Origin of the sequence: Pseudoalteromonas aurantia 208, from assembly GCF_014858725.1 — a bacterium.
Taxonomy (GTDB): Bacteria; Pseudomonadota; Gammaproteobacteria; order Enterobacterales; family Alteromonadaceae; genus Pseudoalteromonas; species Pseudoalteromonas aurantia.
In genome coordinates, this window is record NZ_AQGV01000012.1 from 423,349 (window position 1) to 435,976 (window position 12,628).

Consider the following 12,628-nt stretch of genomic DNA (forward strand, 5'->3'; position numbering starts at 1 on the left):
TGTCACTTTGGTATTTAGGATTGTTTTGTTATTGTTGATAAAAACACAGAAGGAGTGAAGTATGAGTGGAACAACAATGATATTTTTAATTGTGCTTGTATCTGTAGGTTTTGGCGCATTTAGAGAAATATATATGACTAAACTGGAGCTAAAAAAGCAAAGTAGTAAAGGTGGCAAAGATGTTGATGAACTAAAGTCTGAAATTTCGACTTTACGAGAGCGAGTAGAGGTGCTTGAAAAGTTAGTGACTGATGATGGTTATCAGGTCGCGAAAGATATTAACCGATTATAACTAATAACAATAAATTGCTAGGAAGGCGCAAAGCCTCCCTTATCTCAACTTATTTACACTTCGTATGAAATGGGGTCTTGAGCATTGTTGAGTGAAAAAGCTTCTAAGCGCTCTTGGCACGCTCCACACTTTCCGCAGGCATGCTTGCGGCCATTATAGCATGTCCATGTATGGCTATAATCTAGGCCCATTTTTAAGCCGTCAGTTAGTATATCTATTTTAGTATTGTTTAAATACGGACTAACAATCTCGACTGCATCATAATTGGCAATGCGGCACACATCGTCCATTTTTTTTACAAACTCAGGTCGACAATCAGGGTAAATTGCATGGTCTCCCGAGTGTGCACCGTAGAAAACTTTACTGGCTTTGATTGATACGGCGTAACCAACAGCCAGAGAAAGTAAGATCATATTTCGATTCGGTACAATGGTACTTTTCATACTCTCTTCTTCATAGTGGCCCTCAGGTACCTCAATATCATCAGTCAGCGATGAACCGCCAATAAGTTGGTTGATAGCTGAAATGTCAACAATTTTATGAGCGATGTTAAGTTGCTCACATACCTCAGCCGCAACTTCTAGTTCTTTAACGTGGCGTTGGCCATAATTAAACGATAATGCATACACTTCATGTCCTGAACGGACAGCTTTATTTAAAACTGTGTATGAATCCATACCGCCAGAATAAATCACAACAACTTTTTCGCGCATAACTCTTTTGCCTCGATTTTGATAGAGGTTTACTTCAGGGCGCGATATACTACACGGCCGGCGAAAAAATAACAATTTTCATCGGCATTTTTTTGAGTTTAGAAAGTTGTATCGGAGCTGTTTTGTACAAAATCAACGAAGTTTTTGAAACTATTCAAGGTGAAGCGAGTTATACGGGCGTCCCATCTATCTTTTTGAGGTTACAGGGCTGTCCAGTAGGCTGTTCATGGTGTGATACTAAGCAAACATGGGATGTAAACACGACATATTTGGTATCACTTGATAAAACGGTTGAGAAAAAAGCAGATTCAGAGCTTTGGGCCGAAGCGTCAGCAGAGCAAGTTGTTAGTTTGTTTAAAGAAAGAGGTTACTTAGCTAAACACGTTGTGATCACCGGTGGCGAACCTTGCATGTATGACTTAGTGCCATTATGTGAGCAATTACATGATGCTGGGTTTTCAACGCAAATTGAAACCAGTGGTACGTTTGACATTAAAGTACCTCAGAGCACCTGGGTCACTGTGTCTCCCAAAATTAATATGCGGGGGGGTTATAAAATTCTGGCTGACGCGATGCAACGTGCCGATGAGATTAAACACCCAGTTGCAATGCAAAAGCATGTTGAAGAACTAGAAGCTTTATTTTTAGAAACGGGTGTTACACCGAAATTGGTTTATTTACAGCCAATTAGCCAAAAGGCTAAAGCGACTAAGTTAGCGATAGACACATGTATGAAGAAGAATTGGCGTTTATCGATACAAGTTCATAAATACATTGGCATAAACTAAAGCCTTTTGATATTTGGTGTGTGAATGCTAAGGAATCATGGAAAGGGACAGGCACAACGTATTTGGTTGTGCCTTAAAGATTAGCTATTTTCGCTAATGTAATCAATAACTACTTGATGATGTTCTTTTGTTTTGAACTTATTAAATACATGCTTAATCGTACCATCTTGACCGACTAAAAAGCTTAGTCTATGAATACCATCATATTCTTTCCCCATAAATTTTTTGAGTCCCCATACACCAAATGCATCAGCAATTGCGTGATCTTCGTCAGAGAGCAAATCAAAATTCAGTTCTTTTTTAGTTTCGAAGTTTTTCAACTTTTTGACCGGATCTGGACTTATGCCCACAGCAACTGTATTTAACTGTGCTAACTGTTGTTTGTGATCCCTCAGTTGCTCAGCTTGTACGGTACAACCCGGCGTGAGCGCTTTTGGGTAAAAGTACACCAGAACTTGCGTGCTGTTTAATAGCGATGCAAGCTCTATGGCTTCACCGTTTTGATTATGTAAGGTAAAAAGTGGGGCGTTATCACCCGCTTTGAGTGTATTCATTCAAGTAATCCTTAGCGAATGCGTCTTAGTATATAATCTACGTCTAAACTACTGGAAAGATCTTCAAATTTGATCTTAAAAGTATCTACGTCAACATTGGTAGGTATATTTATTTCTAGTTCGCAGCGCATATGTGTATCGGTGCTTTTTTGGTAGGTATCTGATTTTAAAGAGCATATATTAATACTTTGCTCAGCAAAGAAACGTGTAACTTTACTTAGGGTACCCGGAGTATCTATACCGTTATATTCAAGTGTATATCCGGCGCTGAAATCTGAGTGGTAATGCGTACTTGTGCGTTTCATCATGGTAAGTAAGCCTAGCTCCATGCCTTTGACAGGCAAGGTGTGCTCAACACGACTTATGGCCGACATGTCACCACTTAGTAACATTATGAAGGTAAATTCATTGCCTAAAATGGCGATACGGCTGTCAGTAATATTACAATGACAATCACTGACTAATTGCGTCAGTTCACTGACAATACCGGAGCGATCTTCACCGATGGCTGTTAGTACCAATTGTTGGTTTTCAAAAGCAGTCATTCAAGGTGCCTAAAATTGGGTCAGGATTACTCACGAAGCTTCAAATGCTGCAGTAATACGACGAATAATTGATATTTAACCAAAAATAGTAACATAGATACGCCATCAAGGCATGGTTGATTTTGTAATAAGTAGGTTAAATATGCAATAAATGAACGGCTTTCTTGTGTTTAGTAGCTTTGGAAAGTACCATAGTGTCGTTTTTGCGTTTGCAACTAGTGAAGCGCTTTTATTTATGTTTTATCTGTTTAATTAAGACATAGTTTTATATTTTACAGTGAACCAAATCAGCATTCCCCACTCATAGTATTGAATTAAAAAATAAAGGGTTTGCTAAGGAGAATAATCAGTGCAGTATTGGATCCCAAAAGCGTTGACAGTTGGCGTGGTTCTTGGTTTATCTGGGTGTAGTGTATTTATAAACGACGCGCACAATAAGCGAAATTATCGTGTTAGCGAGGCCGTTAAAGTTCCGGCGCAATTAGAGCAGCCGTTTCAAGATGATACGTATAAAATGGACGTAGCTCAGTTCAAAAATGACCCCGAGGCTAAGAGTTTCCGTCCTCCTCAGCAAGTATTGACGCTCGCTGCGGGAAGTTGGGTAGAGGAAAATGAAACTGTTGCACGCGTTTATTTTGATAAAAATGATGGAATTGAAGATTTAAATCAATTTATTTGGCGTTCAGTCGATAACGTCGTAGCAAGTCACCAAAGTCGTATTATCTCAGACCAACGCAATGATGGTGTTGTTGAATTAGATTGGTATTCGTTGATAAAGCCAACAGAAGGTTGGTTTTGGGAAGATTCAAAGGCTGTTTCAGAGCAACGTATTAAATTTGTGATTGAACGTAAAGAGCATCAGCGAACAGCTTCGTTAAAAGCCGAATTGATAGATTACCGCAGTGACACTCGACCTTTGACAGACCTGTTACAGCAACAATTAGAAGTGAGAGCCCTAAACGAGGTGGTTGCTGAGTTTGATTACTTATATCGTTTGTTAGAAGTTGAATTGAGGAAGCAGCAAGGTATTTTGTCACTGAGAATCGGATTTGATGATGACGGTAATGCGGCATTTATCACCGAGCAAAATCATGAAAAAATAATAGATCGGTTTGCTAACTTTTTAGAGCGCGTGAATTTTACTGTGATCCGTATTGATAGAGATACCGGTGCAGTCTCAGTACGCTATGAGAAACCAGAAGATAGCGTATGGGATTCAATTTGGGGAGATGATGTACTTGAGCTGCCAATTGAGAGCGGGGATTATGTGATAACTGTGGCAGCAACTAAAGAAAATAGTACATCGCTGACATGGCGAGATAGTAACGACGAAGTACTAGATGCTAGTACAATGACGTTGCTACAGGAAACACTACTTTCTGTATTGCGTGATAAAGGGTTAACAATTTAATCACCTTATTTTTGAAAAAGAAAAGAGCTTAGGCTCTTTTCTTTGTTTTTGTAGGCAAATTATAATGACAACACACTCTAGCCGCGCAAAGTCGATAGATTTACGCACTTTATTCGCTTTTATTGTTCCTTCATTAATAGGTGTTTTCTTATTTATGACACCCGTTGCAATTGGTGAGGTAATGACCATACCCATAGCTGTAATGGCCAAGGCTTTGCAAACATTTGTAGCACCATTTATTAGTGAGGTTATTTTAGCCATTATCACAGTTACCGGAGTGATGAGTTTATTGGTGAAGCTGGTTAAACCTGTGTGGGTGGAAAAGTTACCAATCTTAAAACATCTATTTGATGTCAGTTGGATTTGGCTAATTACGCGTTTACTTGGTATGATCTTTATCATCATGACATTCTTTCAAGTAGGGCCAAGCATCATTCACTCCGAACATACCGGTTCTCTGGTGCTAAATGACTTACTCCCTGTTTTATTCTCCGTGTTTGTACTCGCTGGTTTACTCTTACCTTTATTGCTCAATTTTGGCTTATTGGAGTTAGTAGGTACTTTATTAACACGTGTGATGCGTCCGTTATTTGGGGTTCCAGGAAGAAGCGCGGTGAATTGTGTTGCATCTTGGCTTGGTGATGGCAGTGTCGGTATTTTGATGACAGCACGACAATATGAAGACAAATACTATACGCAAAGAGAAGCCGCAATTATTGGCACGACCTTCTCAGCGGTGTCTATTACGTTTTGTTTAGTGGTAATTGGACAAGTTAAATTAGAACATCTATTTGCTCCATTTTACCTAACGGTATGCTTAGCAGGCTTCGTTGCGGCAATCATTGTACCTCGGTTACCCCCACTTCGCTTCAAGCAAGATGTATATATTGATGGCAGTGCTGTTGATACGGATGCTGAAGCTGTACCAGAAGGGAGGACTTTATTGTCACATGCATTAGATGTCGCTTTAACCAAAGCAAAGAAAGCACCTGGCGTCAAAGGGACGATTCAAGAAGGGCTGAGTAATGCTTTGGATATGGTGTTTGCAGTTTTACCAGTCGTAATGGCGGTGGGAACAATGGCATTAATTATTGCTGAACATACGACGATATTCCAGATATTAGGTACTCCGTTTGTACCTTATTTAGAGTTGCTACAAGTTCCTGAAGCAGCGCAGGCTGCGCAAACAATAGTCGTAGGCTTTGCAGATATGTTTATTCCATCAATTCTTGCCGCCAGTAATATTGAAAGTGATGTGACTCGCTTCATTGTTGCAGCGATGAGTGTTACACAGCTTATCTACATGTCAGAGGTGGGAGCATTGTTGTTGGGTAGTAAAATTCCAGTGAACATTTTTGAGCTATTTGCTATTTTTATTTTGAGGACACTCGTGACGTTACCCGTTATTGCAGTGATGGCACATTGGCTGGTGGGTTAGCGTTTTGAAATATGAAAAAAGCGCTTAATCAGCGCTTTTTTTTGTTGTCTCTTTATGTGTCTGTTTTTCTAATTTCTGTTTTACTTCAAATTTAGTTGCATATTTGAGTAAAGCAATATTACTCCAAATTATCCCCAGTACCCCGATAATAATTAAGGTGACTTGCCAAGTTTCTAACTGTTCCATAGTGCTCTCCAGATAGTCAACAACCTTTATTGTACTGCTCAAAATAGTAAAATGGAATTAAGCACAGTAACCTTGAGTATATTTTTAAAATGTACTGAAAATTGTAGCTTTTACGAAGCAATTTATATATTAACTTGATACTATTCACATCTCGGTCAGGCTTATTATTTTAGGCTAAGGTGTATTATTTTTTAGGATGGAGTGAGTAGTCAATCAATGGAACATGTATTAATCTGGCCAGCACAATATCCATTGTTGTTAAGAGGGCTAGCAGAGCAAAATGGGGCCTTTATTTTAGACGCTTTGGAATCGTGGCCAACTTGCGAAACGTCAATCGATGAACAGGGCGTTGAAGCAACCATATTACCGCCTATATTTTACCTGCTGTGGTTAAAGCCATTAGAACCGTTTGAATCATGTTATTTTCAACATATAGACGAATACGATGAGCAACAGCAAGCATATTCTCAACAATTATTCGAGCACCTTGATTCTACTGGTATGACTAGGCAGTCGCTTACGGCGACTTTATTAGAAAGGTTGTTAGAGTATAGCGACTTGCAGCTGCAGATTGATAGTGTGGCCAACCCCAGTTTTTTTGAACTGTTATTACATCGCCGCTATTTTCAAGTCATCAAATGGGGAGTGACGCAAGGTTTAAAAATGGAAGCTGTAGATGTGTGTAACGCATGGGTGCACGAAGATTTACGAGAAGCCATTATTCACGCTTTACCTAATTGTATTATCGATATCTCTGAAACCACAAAGCGCGCTACACAGAACTTATTAAAGGGAGATGAGTATTACTCTTTACTTAAAGAGCTATGTGACGATGAGGAGTTAACAAGCTTATTAGAGCAGGCGTTGTTAGCACACGTGATGCAAGATCAAGCAAAACAATCGGTATTGATCGCATTTATTAGCCAAGGTGCTCAAGGACACGCAAAAGATGAATTAGGGTGCTCTGCATTTATGTGGGCGATTGAAAAAGGTTTTGTGAATGTGGTGGAGCAATTGTTACCATATCAGGATATTAAATGTATAGATGATATGGGGCAAACGTGTTTGCATTATGCTGTTCGCTCAAATTTACCAAGCATGGTTAAAGTGATATTAAATGCAGGGTGTGACCCACATCAAAGAGATGTGTCAGAGCTTACAGCGTATCGATTAGCAATGAAAAATGGCGCATTAGCGGCGAGAAAAGTGCTTGAAGAGTTTGGTGTTATCGAGCTGTCAGAGCAAGCACAGTATAATAAAATTAAGCAAGTTCATGCCTTATATGCTTTGGCTATTTTACTATTACCATTACAGTTATTCTTTTTTTTCCATGACAACTTAAGTGCAAAACAAGAATTTGTATGGGGCTCGGCTCTGTTAGGGGTAAGCGTGTTCGTTTTAGCTAGGGGAATTAGGGGGGGACCTCTTTATCCTTCTCGGATACATCCTTGGTCACTTAAAGGGCTCAGTGCATTAAGTTGGTTGAGCATTAGTTTACAGGGTATGTTTTCATTGTTGGTGCTTATTACATTGCTCGGTGTCTAACTACATTAGACACCGAGGGTACTTGTACTACACAATATAAGTGTTTCTAACTACTCTTTAGGTGCTTGGTGGGCTTGTTTCTCGTCCGCTAAGTCTTCTTTTAGCTTCCTGATCTTTAAGCCTAACTCTTGTCCTCTATGCCTTGCATAATATGTGCAGCCAACAAACATTGCGGTTGCCAGTAATAGCTCAAGTAATGCAATAATTCGTTGTTCTGGTGCAATCCATATCATCGTCAAACTATGCATAAAGTAGATCATAACAATAAAATTTGCCCAAGCATATGTGTAAGGCTTATCTTGAATTATGCCTTTTAAAGGCAGTAATAGTGGGAGTATATAGATGGTAAAAATAAATCCTGTACTGTAATTCTCTTTAGGTACAAGTACAAACATCCAAATAGGCATTAATAAAAGTAAGCCGATATACCCAGTTAAGGCTAAGCGTTGATAATTGAGGGTTACTTGGTTTTTTGCAATTTTCTTCATTTAAGTTTACTTGCTATAGTAAATAATCGTTTGCCGACTGATTGGCATATTTTAATTTCCGTATTTGATAACTTTGTTGTGTTATCTGCCCCAGCAACATGTGTTGCACCATATGGTGTGCCTCCTGTTGTGGTATCAATGAGTTCAGGAACGTCATAGGGTACGCCTAATAACATCATCCCATGATGAAGCAAAGGTAATGATAAGTTCAAAAGCGTAGCTTCATTGCCACCATGCATGCTACTTGATGATGAGAATACACAAGCGGGTTTATCTATCAGTTGTCCTTTTAACCAAATGTCACTGGTGGTTTCCCAAAAGAGTTTCGCTTGAGCGGCCATCATCCCAAACCGGGTGGGGGTACCAAAGGCGAGCGCATCACACTCTATAAGGTCTTGTTTCGTTACGACAGTATCGTGTGATAACTTCTTCTCAAAAGTTCTCAGTTTCACAGATGCGCCTAAATATTCAAGCGTGTCACTAATCTCATGGGCCATGTTTGCAACTGACCCGTGACTTGAATGATACAAGACAACAATATTTACCATTTATAGTATTGCCAATACAGACTCAGGAGGTCTACCGATTGCGGCTTGATTATTACTTACAACGATAGGGCGCTCTATCAGCTTTGGGTTGTCAATCATCGCATTTTTAAGTGTACTTTCAGGCGTTTCAGGCGTTAATGCAAGTTCTTTGTAAAGCGCTTCTTTGTTACGCACAAGCTGATGTGCAGAACGATAACTGAGTTGTGTAAGTAGTGTCTCTAATTGTTCTAAGTTGATAGGTGTTTTTAAATATTCGACAATTGTAGGTGTTACGCCTTGCGTTTCTAAAAGGGCCAATGTCTCACGAGACTTTGAACAACGAGGGTTATGGTAGATGGTGACAGACATAATAACTCCGACTAAGTTTTGTATATTTTACTGTATCTATGTGGATTCTTAAAGCTTTGCTAGCTCTTTTTGCATTTGCCTATATTGACTTAAAAGAGCTTTGAGGCGACTTGCTTTAACTGTTTCTTGCTTTTTAACATTGTTCAATGCACGTTGTATTTCATCGGCTGCTTGAATATACGCGCCGTACTGGGCCAGCAAACTTGCTTTAGTTTCGTGATATGCTGATTTATTGCCTTGTTCTTTGTAAACTTTACTTAATAAGTCGATTGCCAGAGTATGTTCCGGCTTATCTAATAGGAATATCTTTAACAATTGAGCGGCTTTATTGTATTGTTTTGCCTCAATAGCGGCATTCGCGAAGTTAAGCGTTATCACTTGATTATTTGGTCTGAACTCATGTTTTTCTTGGAGTAATTTGACGGCTTCAACTGCTTTTTCTTGCCCTATTAATATATCTGTATAAGCATCTAAGTAGAACAAGTTATCTGGTTCATTACTGAGTAGCTTTAAGATAATATTTTCAGCTAAAAGATACTTGTCCTGATCGAGTAGTGATAGTGCTAGCCCATACTGAAGTGCTCGGTTATCCAGCTTTGAGGAGTGCTTGAGTTCACGTTCAAAAAAGGCTTGGGCGTCCTCGCTTTTATACTGATTTCTGGCAAGTACACGGCTTTTTGCTAACTGAAACTTAGTGCTTTCCATAAGCCTAATTGGACTGTATTGCTGTGCTCTTAGCCTCACATCGGATATACGTGAATCTGGTAATGGGTGGGTTAACAAAAACACTGGAGGCTTGTTTTTAAAACGAGTTTGCGCGGCAAGTTTACTTAAAAACTCAGCCGATTGAGTTGCATCAAAGCCAGCCGCATGAAGAGTTTGCATACCAAATCTATCTGCTTCTTGCTCGGCTTTTCGGCTATGCGTCAGTTGACTAAGTGCTGCTTGAGTCGAATTTGCCGCGATAATAGCCATACCTGCATCTGGCGCAACGACAGTGGCTAAAACCCCCGCAATCATACCTGCAATTGTTAAAGCACTATTGTCCTGTGCTTTTTGTATTCTTCGTGCAAGATGGCGTTGTGTTACATGGGCAATTTCATGGCCTAAAACGGATGCAAATTGACTTTCATTATCTGATTGCGCAATCAGACCAGAATGAACACCGACGTGCCCCCCGTAAAATGCAAAGGCGTTAATTGCTGGGTTATTGATCCAGAAGAAAGTAAAAGGGAATCGCACGTCATTGGCATTCGCAACTAAACGATTTCCAAGTGATGTTAAGTATTCGTCTAATACAGGGTCTTGCAATAATGGAGAACCTGAACGAATTTGCATCATCATTACATTACCAAGCGCTTGTTCTTTTTCGATAGGCAACGCTTGCAGTGCTGAAGTGCCTAAATCAGGCAGCTTAAATGGGCTTTGTGCAGATGCTTGGCAACTCGATATCAACAACCCAGCACCTATTATATACCTTAGAAGTGTGTTAAATGTCATACTAGTCCTTCTTTATATCGTCACCAAGCATCAGTTTTGCGAGATCTATTTCATCACTACATGCTCGGCTGTCTTTTTCGCAGAGCTGGTAAAAATCTTTTATTGAGACACCGTCAACAGATTTGACGTTCAATTCTTTTTTTAAAAAAGTAATTATCTTATGTACTACTTTATGAGCGTGTAGAATCATCGCTTTATCTGCAATATCACCTCGTTCAAAGTAAAACCCGATAAACTTATGAAGCTGATTTATGCGAATGAGGTTTTTCATTGTATGAGGATCCCAAACTTGAAACTCCATAAATCGATTGTCTTTAATGTAATTATCGACTTTCATATCTTTCGCATAAGGGTATGCCCAGAGTTCAAACCCTCTGTCAGTAAATGCTTGGTGTAATGCGATCCGAGGCTTTTCATGAGTATGAATCATCCCATTATCATCTTCATAGCCATCTAATAGTGTGAGGTTCCAATTGCGTTTGTTTAATAATCGCTTTACAGCATTATCAAAGCCATGCTGTAGAATCCCTTCACTCTCGCTAACTGATGATGCAACAAGATGGTAAAATGGGGGAAGTTCGCCCCAATTAATTTGTTTTTTATACCAATTAATTTCTTTTAACGTTGGGTTATCGGGTAGTTGGGCTTTACCGCTGGGTTTAGGCATAAAAAAACCTTACAAATTCTACTTATATCTATAAGGATAAACCATTGCGGTGTACCAAGCTATAGAACTAACCTTTTTAGTTTGTACATCACAGTGTTACACTAATTGTCTGTTATTTGATACAGGCTTCATAGAAAATTGCTGAGAGTCCACGTATATGCTAGACATTGACCTATCAGAGTTTAAGTGTCCACAGTTTTTTGTGCAATTTAAATGGCACTTGTTACAGGCTGACAAAGCTGAAGGTACAATCCGGTTTCATCATTTAGGCGAACAAGATATTAGTGATATTGTGCGATATTTAACACTACATAACTATCATTATTATAGTCAGGTTACCTCCCAACCTTTCATTGAGGTGAGTATTAAACATGTTTGAAATAGTAAAACAGTGGTATCAAAACAAATTTTCAGATCCACATTCAGTGACACTGTTACTGATGCTTATTACATTAGCAATGCTACTTTACTTCTTTGGTCCGTTTGTTGTACCTGTACTCGTAGCCTTAGTGATCGCGTATTTGCTAGATTGGCCGACTGCGCATGTTCAAGCGGTAGTTCATAATAGGGTACTGGCGACAACTCTAATCATGTTATTGTTTGTTGGAGTGGTACTTGCCTTGTTGCTGGGTATTGTTCCTGTGCTGTGGCAGCAACTGAGCAACCTATTGCAAGAAAGCCCGCACATGATTGAAAAGGGCAAGTATTTTTTACTTCATTTGCCAGATGATTACCCCAACTTGATAACAACTCAACAAGTGCAGTCGTTTGTAACGACATTTGAGTCTAAAGTTATTGAACTAGGGCAAGTCGTTGTCTCTGCATCATTGACATCTTTAAAGGACGTCGTAGCCTGGCTAATTTATTTAGTCCTTGTACCATTATTAGTATTTTTCATGCTAAAAGATAAAGTCACGTTAACAGATGGTATTGCTCGCTTGGTCCCGAAAGATAGACGTTTGATCATTCAGGTTTGGCATGAAATGGATCACCAAATCATGAACTATATCCGTGGGAAAGTATTCGAGATCATCATTATTGGTAGTACTACATTTATTGCTTTTTATATTTTAGATTTACGTTATGCAGCATTGCTTGGTGCGCTTGTTGGTTTATCAGTATTAATTCCATTTATTGGTGCGGCACTTGTCACAATTCCAGTTGCGGCGGTTGCTTTATTTCAATTTGGTGTTGATACGCAGTTTTGGACTGTGCTCATTGTCTATGGGGTGATTCAAGCGTTAGACGGCAATGTATTAGTACCACTTTTGTTTTCAGAAGCGGTTGACCTCAACCCAGTATACATTATTGTTGCTGTGCTATTTTTTGGTGGGATATGGGGTTTTTGGGGGGTGTTTTTTGCAATTCCTCTCGCTTCTTTAGTTAAAGCACTGTTCAATGCTTGGTCAACTCAATGGCAAGAACCGGAAAAGCCTTTACTGAAAGAAAGCTAATATAAGTTATTATTTTGTGAATGTCGTAGCAAAAATTAGCTATTATGCGCTTTTCCCCCAATGCTTTGAAGAATAACAAGTACAGGGATGAAAGCCGCTCTGATATTCCTATTAAGCTTCTTAAGCTAACGTGTTTTTGTGAAAAGTATTA

General features: G+C 39.3%; 16 protein-coding genes. 7 read left to right on the forward strand and 9 right to left on the reverse strand.

The window, feature by feature from the left end:
- The first annotated feature begins 61 nt into the window (after positions 1–61).
- Positions 62–292, forward strand: a complete 231-nt coding sequence (locus tag PAUR_RS06030) for a hypothetical protein (RefSeq protein WP_192506902.1) — start codon at positions 62–64, stop codon at positions 290–292.
- A 53-nt stretch (positions 293–345) separates the two neighbouring features.
- On the opposite strand, the gene queC is transcribed toward PAUR_RS06030, so the two are convergent.
- On the reverse strand, positions 346–1,005 hold the full coding sequence (queC, locus tag PAUR_RS06035) for a 7-cyano-7-deazaguanine synthase QueC (RefSeq protein ID WP_192506903.1): 660 nt from the start codon (positions 1,003–1,005) through the stop codon (positions 346–348).
- A 122-nt stretch (positions 1,006–1,127) separates the two neighbouring features.
- On the opposite strand from queC, the gene queE reads away from it, so the two are divergent.
- Positions 1,128–1,793 carry a 7-carboxy-7-deazaguanine synthase QueE gene (gene queE / locus PAUR_RS06040; protein WP_192506904.1) on the forward strand — a complete coding sequence of 222 codons (666 nt, stop codon included), beginning with the start codon at positions 1,128–1,130 and terminating at the stop codon, positions 1,791–1,793.
- Positions 1,794–1,873: 80 nt separating this feature from the next.
- On the opposite strand, the gene bcp is transcribed toward queE, so the two are convergent.
- On the reverse strand, positions 1,874–2,347 hold the full coding sequence (gene bcp / locus PAUR_RS06045) for a thioredoxin-dependent thiol peroxidase (protein ID WP_192506905.1): 474 nt from the start codon (positions 2,345–2,347) through the stop codon (positions 1,874–1,876).
- A gap of 11 nt (positions 2,348–2,358) precedes the next feature.
- The gene (locus tag PAUR_RS06050; RefSeq protein ID WP_192506906.1) at positions 2,359–2,892 is read right to left on the reverse strand and encodes a glycine cleavage system protein R; all 534 of its coding nucleotides are present in this window, start codon (positions 2,890–2,892) and stop codon (positions 2,359–2,361) included.
- 349 nt (positions 2,893–3,241) lie between these two features.
- Here PAUR_RS06050 and bamC point away from each other — a divergent pair, with 349 nt between their 5' ends.
- Together bamC and PAUR_RS06060 are read left to right on the forward strand one after the other, a co-directional pair.
- Positions 3,242–4,303: an outer membrane protein assembly factor BamC gene (gene bamC / locus PAUR_RS06055; RefSeq protein ID WP_192506907.1), complete on the forward strand. Its 1,062-nt coding sequence runs from the start codon at positions 3,242–3,244 to the stop codon at positions 4,301–4,303.
- A gap of 64 nt (positions 4,304–4,367) precedes the next feature.
- Positions 4,368–5,741, forward strand: coding sequence for a YjiH family protein (locus tag PAUR_RS06060; RefSeq protein ID WP_192506908.1), 1,374 nt, complete (start codon positions 4,368–4,370; stop codon positions 5,739–5,741).
- Positions 5,742–5,765: 24 nt separating this feature from the next.
- On the opposite strand, the gene PAUR_RS06065 is transcribed toward PAUR_RS06060, so the two are convergent.
- The gene (locus PAUR_RS06065; RefSeq protein ID WP_192506909.1) at positions 5,766–5,927 is read right to left on the reverse strand and encodes a DUF2897 family protein; all 162 of its coding nucleotides are present in this window, start codon (positions 5,925–5,927) and stop codon (positions 5,766–5,768) included.
- A gap of 216 nt (positions 5,928–6,143) precedes the next feature.
- Between PAUR_RS06065 and PAUR_RS06070 the strand changes: the two genes are divergently transcribed.
- Entirely contained in the window at positions 6,144–7,472 is a 1,329-nt protein-coding gene (locus tag PAUR_RS06070) for an ankyrin repeat domain-containing protein (protein ID WP_192506910.1), read from the forward strand.
- 50 nt (positions 7,473–7,522) lie between these two features.
- Here the strand turns inward: PAUR_RS06070 and PAUR_RS06075 are convergent, their stop codons facing one another.
- From PAUR_RS06075 to PAUR_RS06095, 5 genes are read right to left on the reverse strand one after another with little or no spacing between them, the layout of a single operon-like run.
- Positions 7,523–7,960, reverse strand: coding sequence for a DUF2069 domain-containing protein (locus tag PAUR_RS06075; protein WP_192506911.1), 438 nt, complete (start codon positions 7,958–7,960; stop codon positions 7,523–7,525).
- Positions 7,957–8,508, reverse strand: a complete 552-nt coding sequence (gene wrbA, locus PAUR_RS06080; RefSeq protein ID WP_192506912.1) for an NAD(P)H:quinone oxidoreductase — start codon at positions 8,506–8,508, stop codon at positions 7,957–7,959. The genes PAUR_RS06075 and wrbA overlap by 4 nt, the downstream gene beginning before the upstream one ends.
- Entirely contained in the window at positions 8,509–8,856 is a 348-nt protein-coding gene (gene arsC / locus PAUR_RS06085) for an arsenate reductase (glutaredoxin) (RefSeq protein ID WP_192506913.1), read from the reverse strand. It lies immediately after the preceding gene.
- Positions 8,857–8,904: 48 nt separating this feature from the next.
- Complete coding sequence (gene bepA / locus PAUR_RS06090; RefSeq protein ID WP_192506914.1) at positions 8,905–10,356, reverse strand: beta-barrel assembly-enhancing protease; 1,452 nt, start codon at positions 10,354–10,356, stop codon at positions 8,905–8,907.
- A 1-nt stretch (position 10,357) separates the two neighbouring features.
- Positions 10,358–11,023, reverse strand: a complete 666-nt coding sequence (locus PAUR_RS06095; RefSeq protein ID WP_192506915.1) for a hypothetical protein — start codon at positions 11,021–11,023, stop codon at positions 10,358–10,360.
- A gap of 157 nt (positions 11,024–11,180) precedes the next feature.
- Here PAUR_RS06095 and PAUR_RS06100 point away from each other — a divergent pair, with 157 nt between their 5' ends.
- Together PAUR_RS06100 and PAUR_RS06105 are read left to right on the forward strand one after the other, a co-directional pair.
- Positions 11,181–11,402, forward strand: coding sequence for a hypothetical protein (locus PAUR_RS06100; RefSeq protein WP_192506916.1), 222 nt, complete (start codon positions 11,181–11,183; stop codon positions 11,400–11,402).
- Entirely contained in the window at positions 11,395–12,477 is a 1,083-nt protein-coding gene (locus PAUR_RS06105; protein ID WP_192506917.1) for an AI-2E family transporter, read from the forward strand. The genes PAUR_RS06100 and PAUR_RS06105 overlap by 8 nt, the downstream gene beginning before the upstream one ends.
- The last annotated feature ends 151 nt before the right edge of the window (positions 12,478–12,628 follow it).

Excerpts from the sequence above, each read along its gene's own strand:
- bepA (WP_192506914.1), bottom strand. The coding sequence starts at position 10,356 with ATGACATTTAACACACTTCTAAGGTATATAATAGGTGCTGGGTTGTTG.
- PAUR_RS06100 (WP_192506916.1), top strand. The coding sequence starts at position 11,181 with ATGCTAGACATTGACCTATCAGAGTTTAAGTGTCCACAGTTTTTTGTG.
- arsC (WP_192506913.1), bottom strand. The coding sequence starts at position 8,856 with ATGTCTGTCACCATCTACCATAACCCTCGTTGTTCAAAGTCTCGTGAG.
- PAUR_RS06065 (WP_192506909.1), bottom strand. The coding sequence starts at position 5,927 with ATGGAACAGTTAGAAACTTGGCAAGTCACCTTAATTATTATCGGGGTA.
- PAUR_RS06060 (WP_192506908.1), top strand. The coding sequence starts at position 4,368 with ATGACAACACACTCTAGCCGCGCAAAGTCGATAGATTTACGCACTTTA.
- PAUR_RS06095 (WP_192506915.1), bottom strand. The coding sequence starts at position 11,023 with ATGCCTAAACCCAGCGGTAAAGCCCAACTACCCGATAACCCAACGTTA.
- PAUR_RS06075 (WP_192506911.1), bottom strand. The coding sequence starts at position 7,960 with ATGAAGAAAATTGCAAAAAACCAAGTAACCCTCAATTATCAACGCTTA.
- PAUR_RS06105 (WP_192506917.1), top strand. The coding sequence starts at position 11,395 with ATGTTTGAAATAGTAAAACAGTGGTATCAAAACAAATTTTCAGATCCA.
- bcp (WP_192506905.1), bottom strand. The coding sequence starts at position 2,347 with ATGAATACACTCAAAGCGGGTGATAACGCCCCACTTTTTACCTTACAT.
- PAUR_RS06070 (WP_192506910.1), top strand. The coding sequence starts at position 6,144 with ATGGAACATGTATTAATCTGGCCAGCACAATATCCATTGTTGTTAAGA.
- wrbA (WP_192506912.1), bottom strand. The coding sequence starts at position 8,508 with ATGGTAAATATTGTTGTCTTGTATCATTCAAGTCACGGGTCAGTTGCA.
- PAUR_RS06050 (WP_192506906.1), bottom strand. The coding sequence starts at position 2,892 with ATGACTGCTTTTGAAAACCAACAATTGGTACTAACAGCCATCGGTGAA.
- PAUR_RS06030 (WP_192506902.1), top strand. The coding sequence starts at position 62 with ATGAGTGGAACAACAATGATATTTTTAATTGTGCTTGTATCTGTAGGT.
- queC (WP_192506903.1), bottom strand. The coding sequence starts at position 1,005 with ATGCGCGAAAAAGTTGTTGTGATTTATTCTGGCGGTATGGATTCATAC.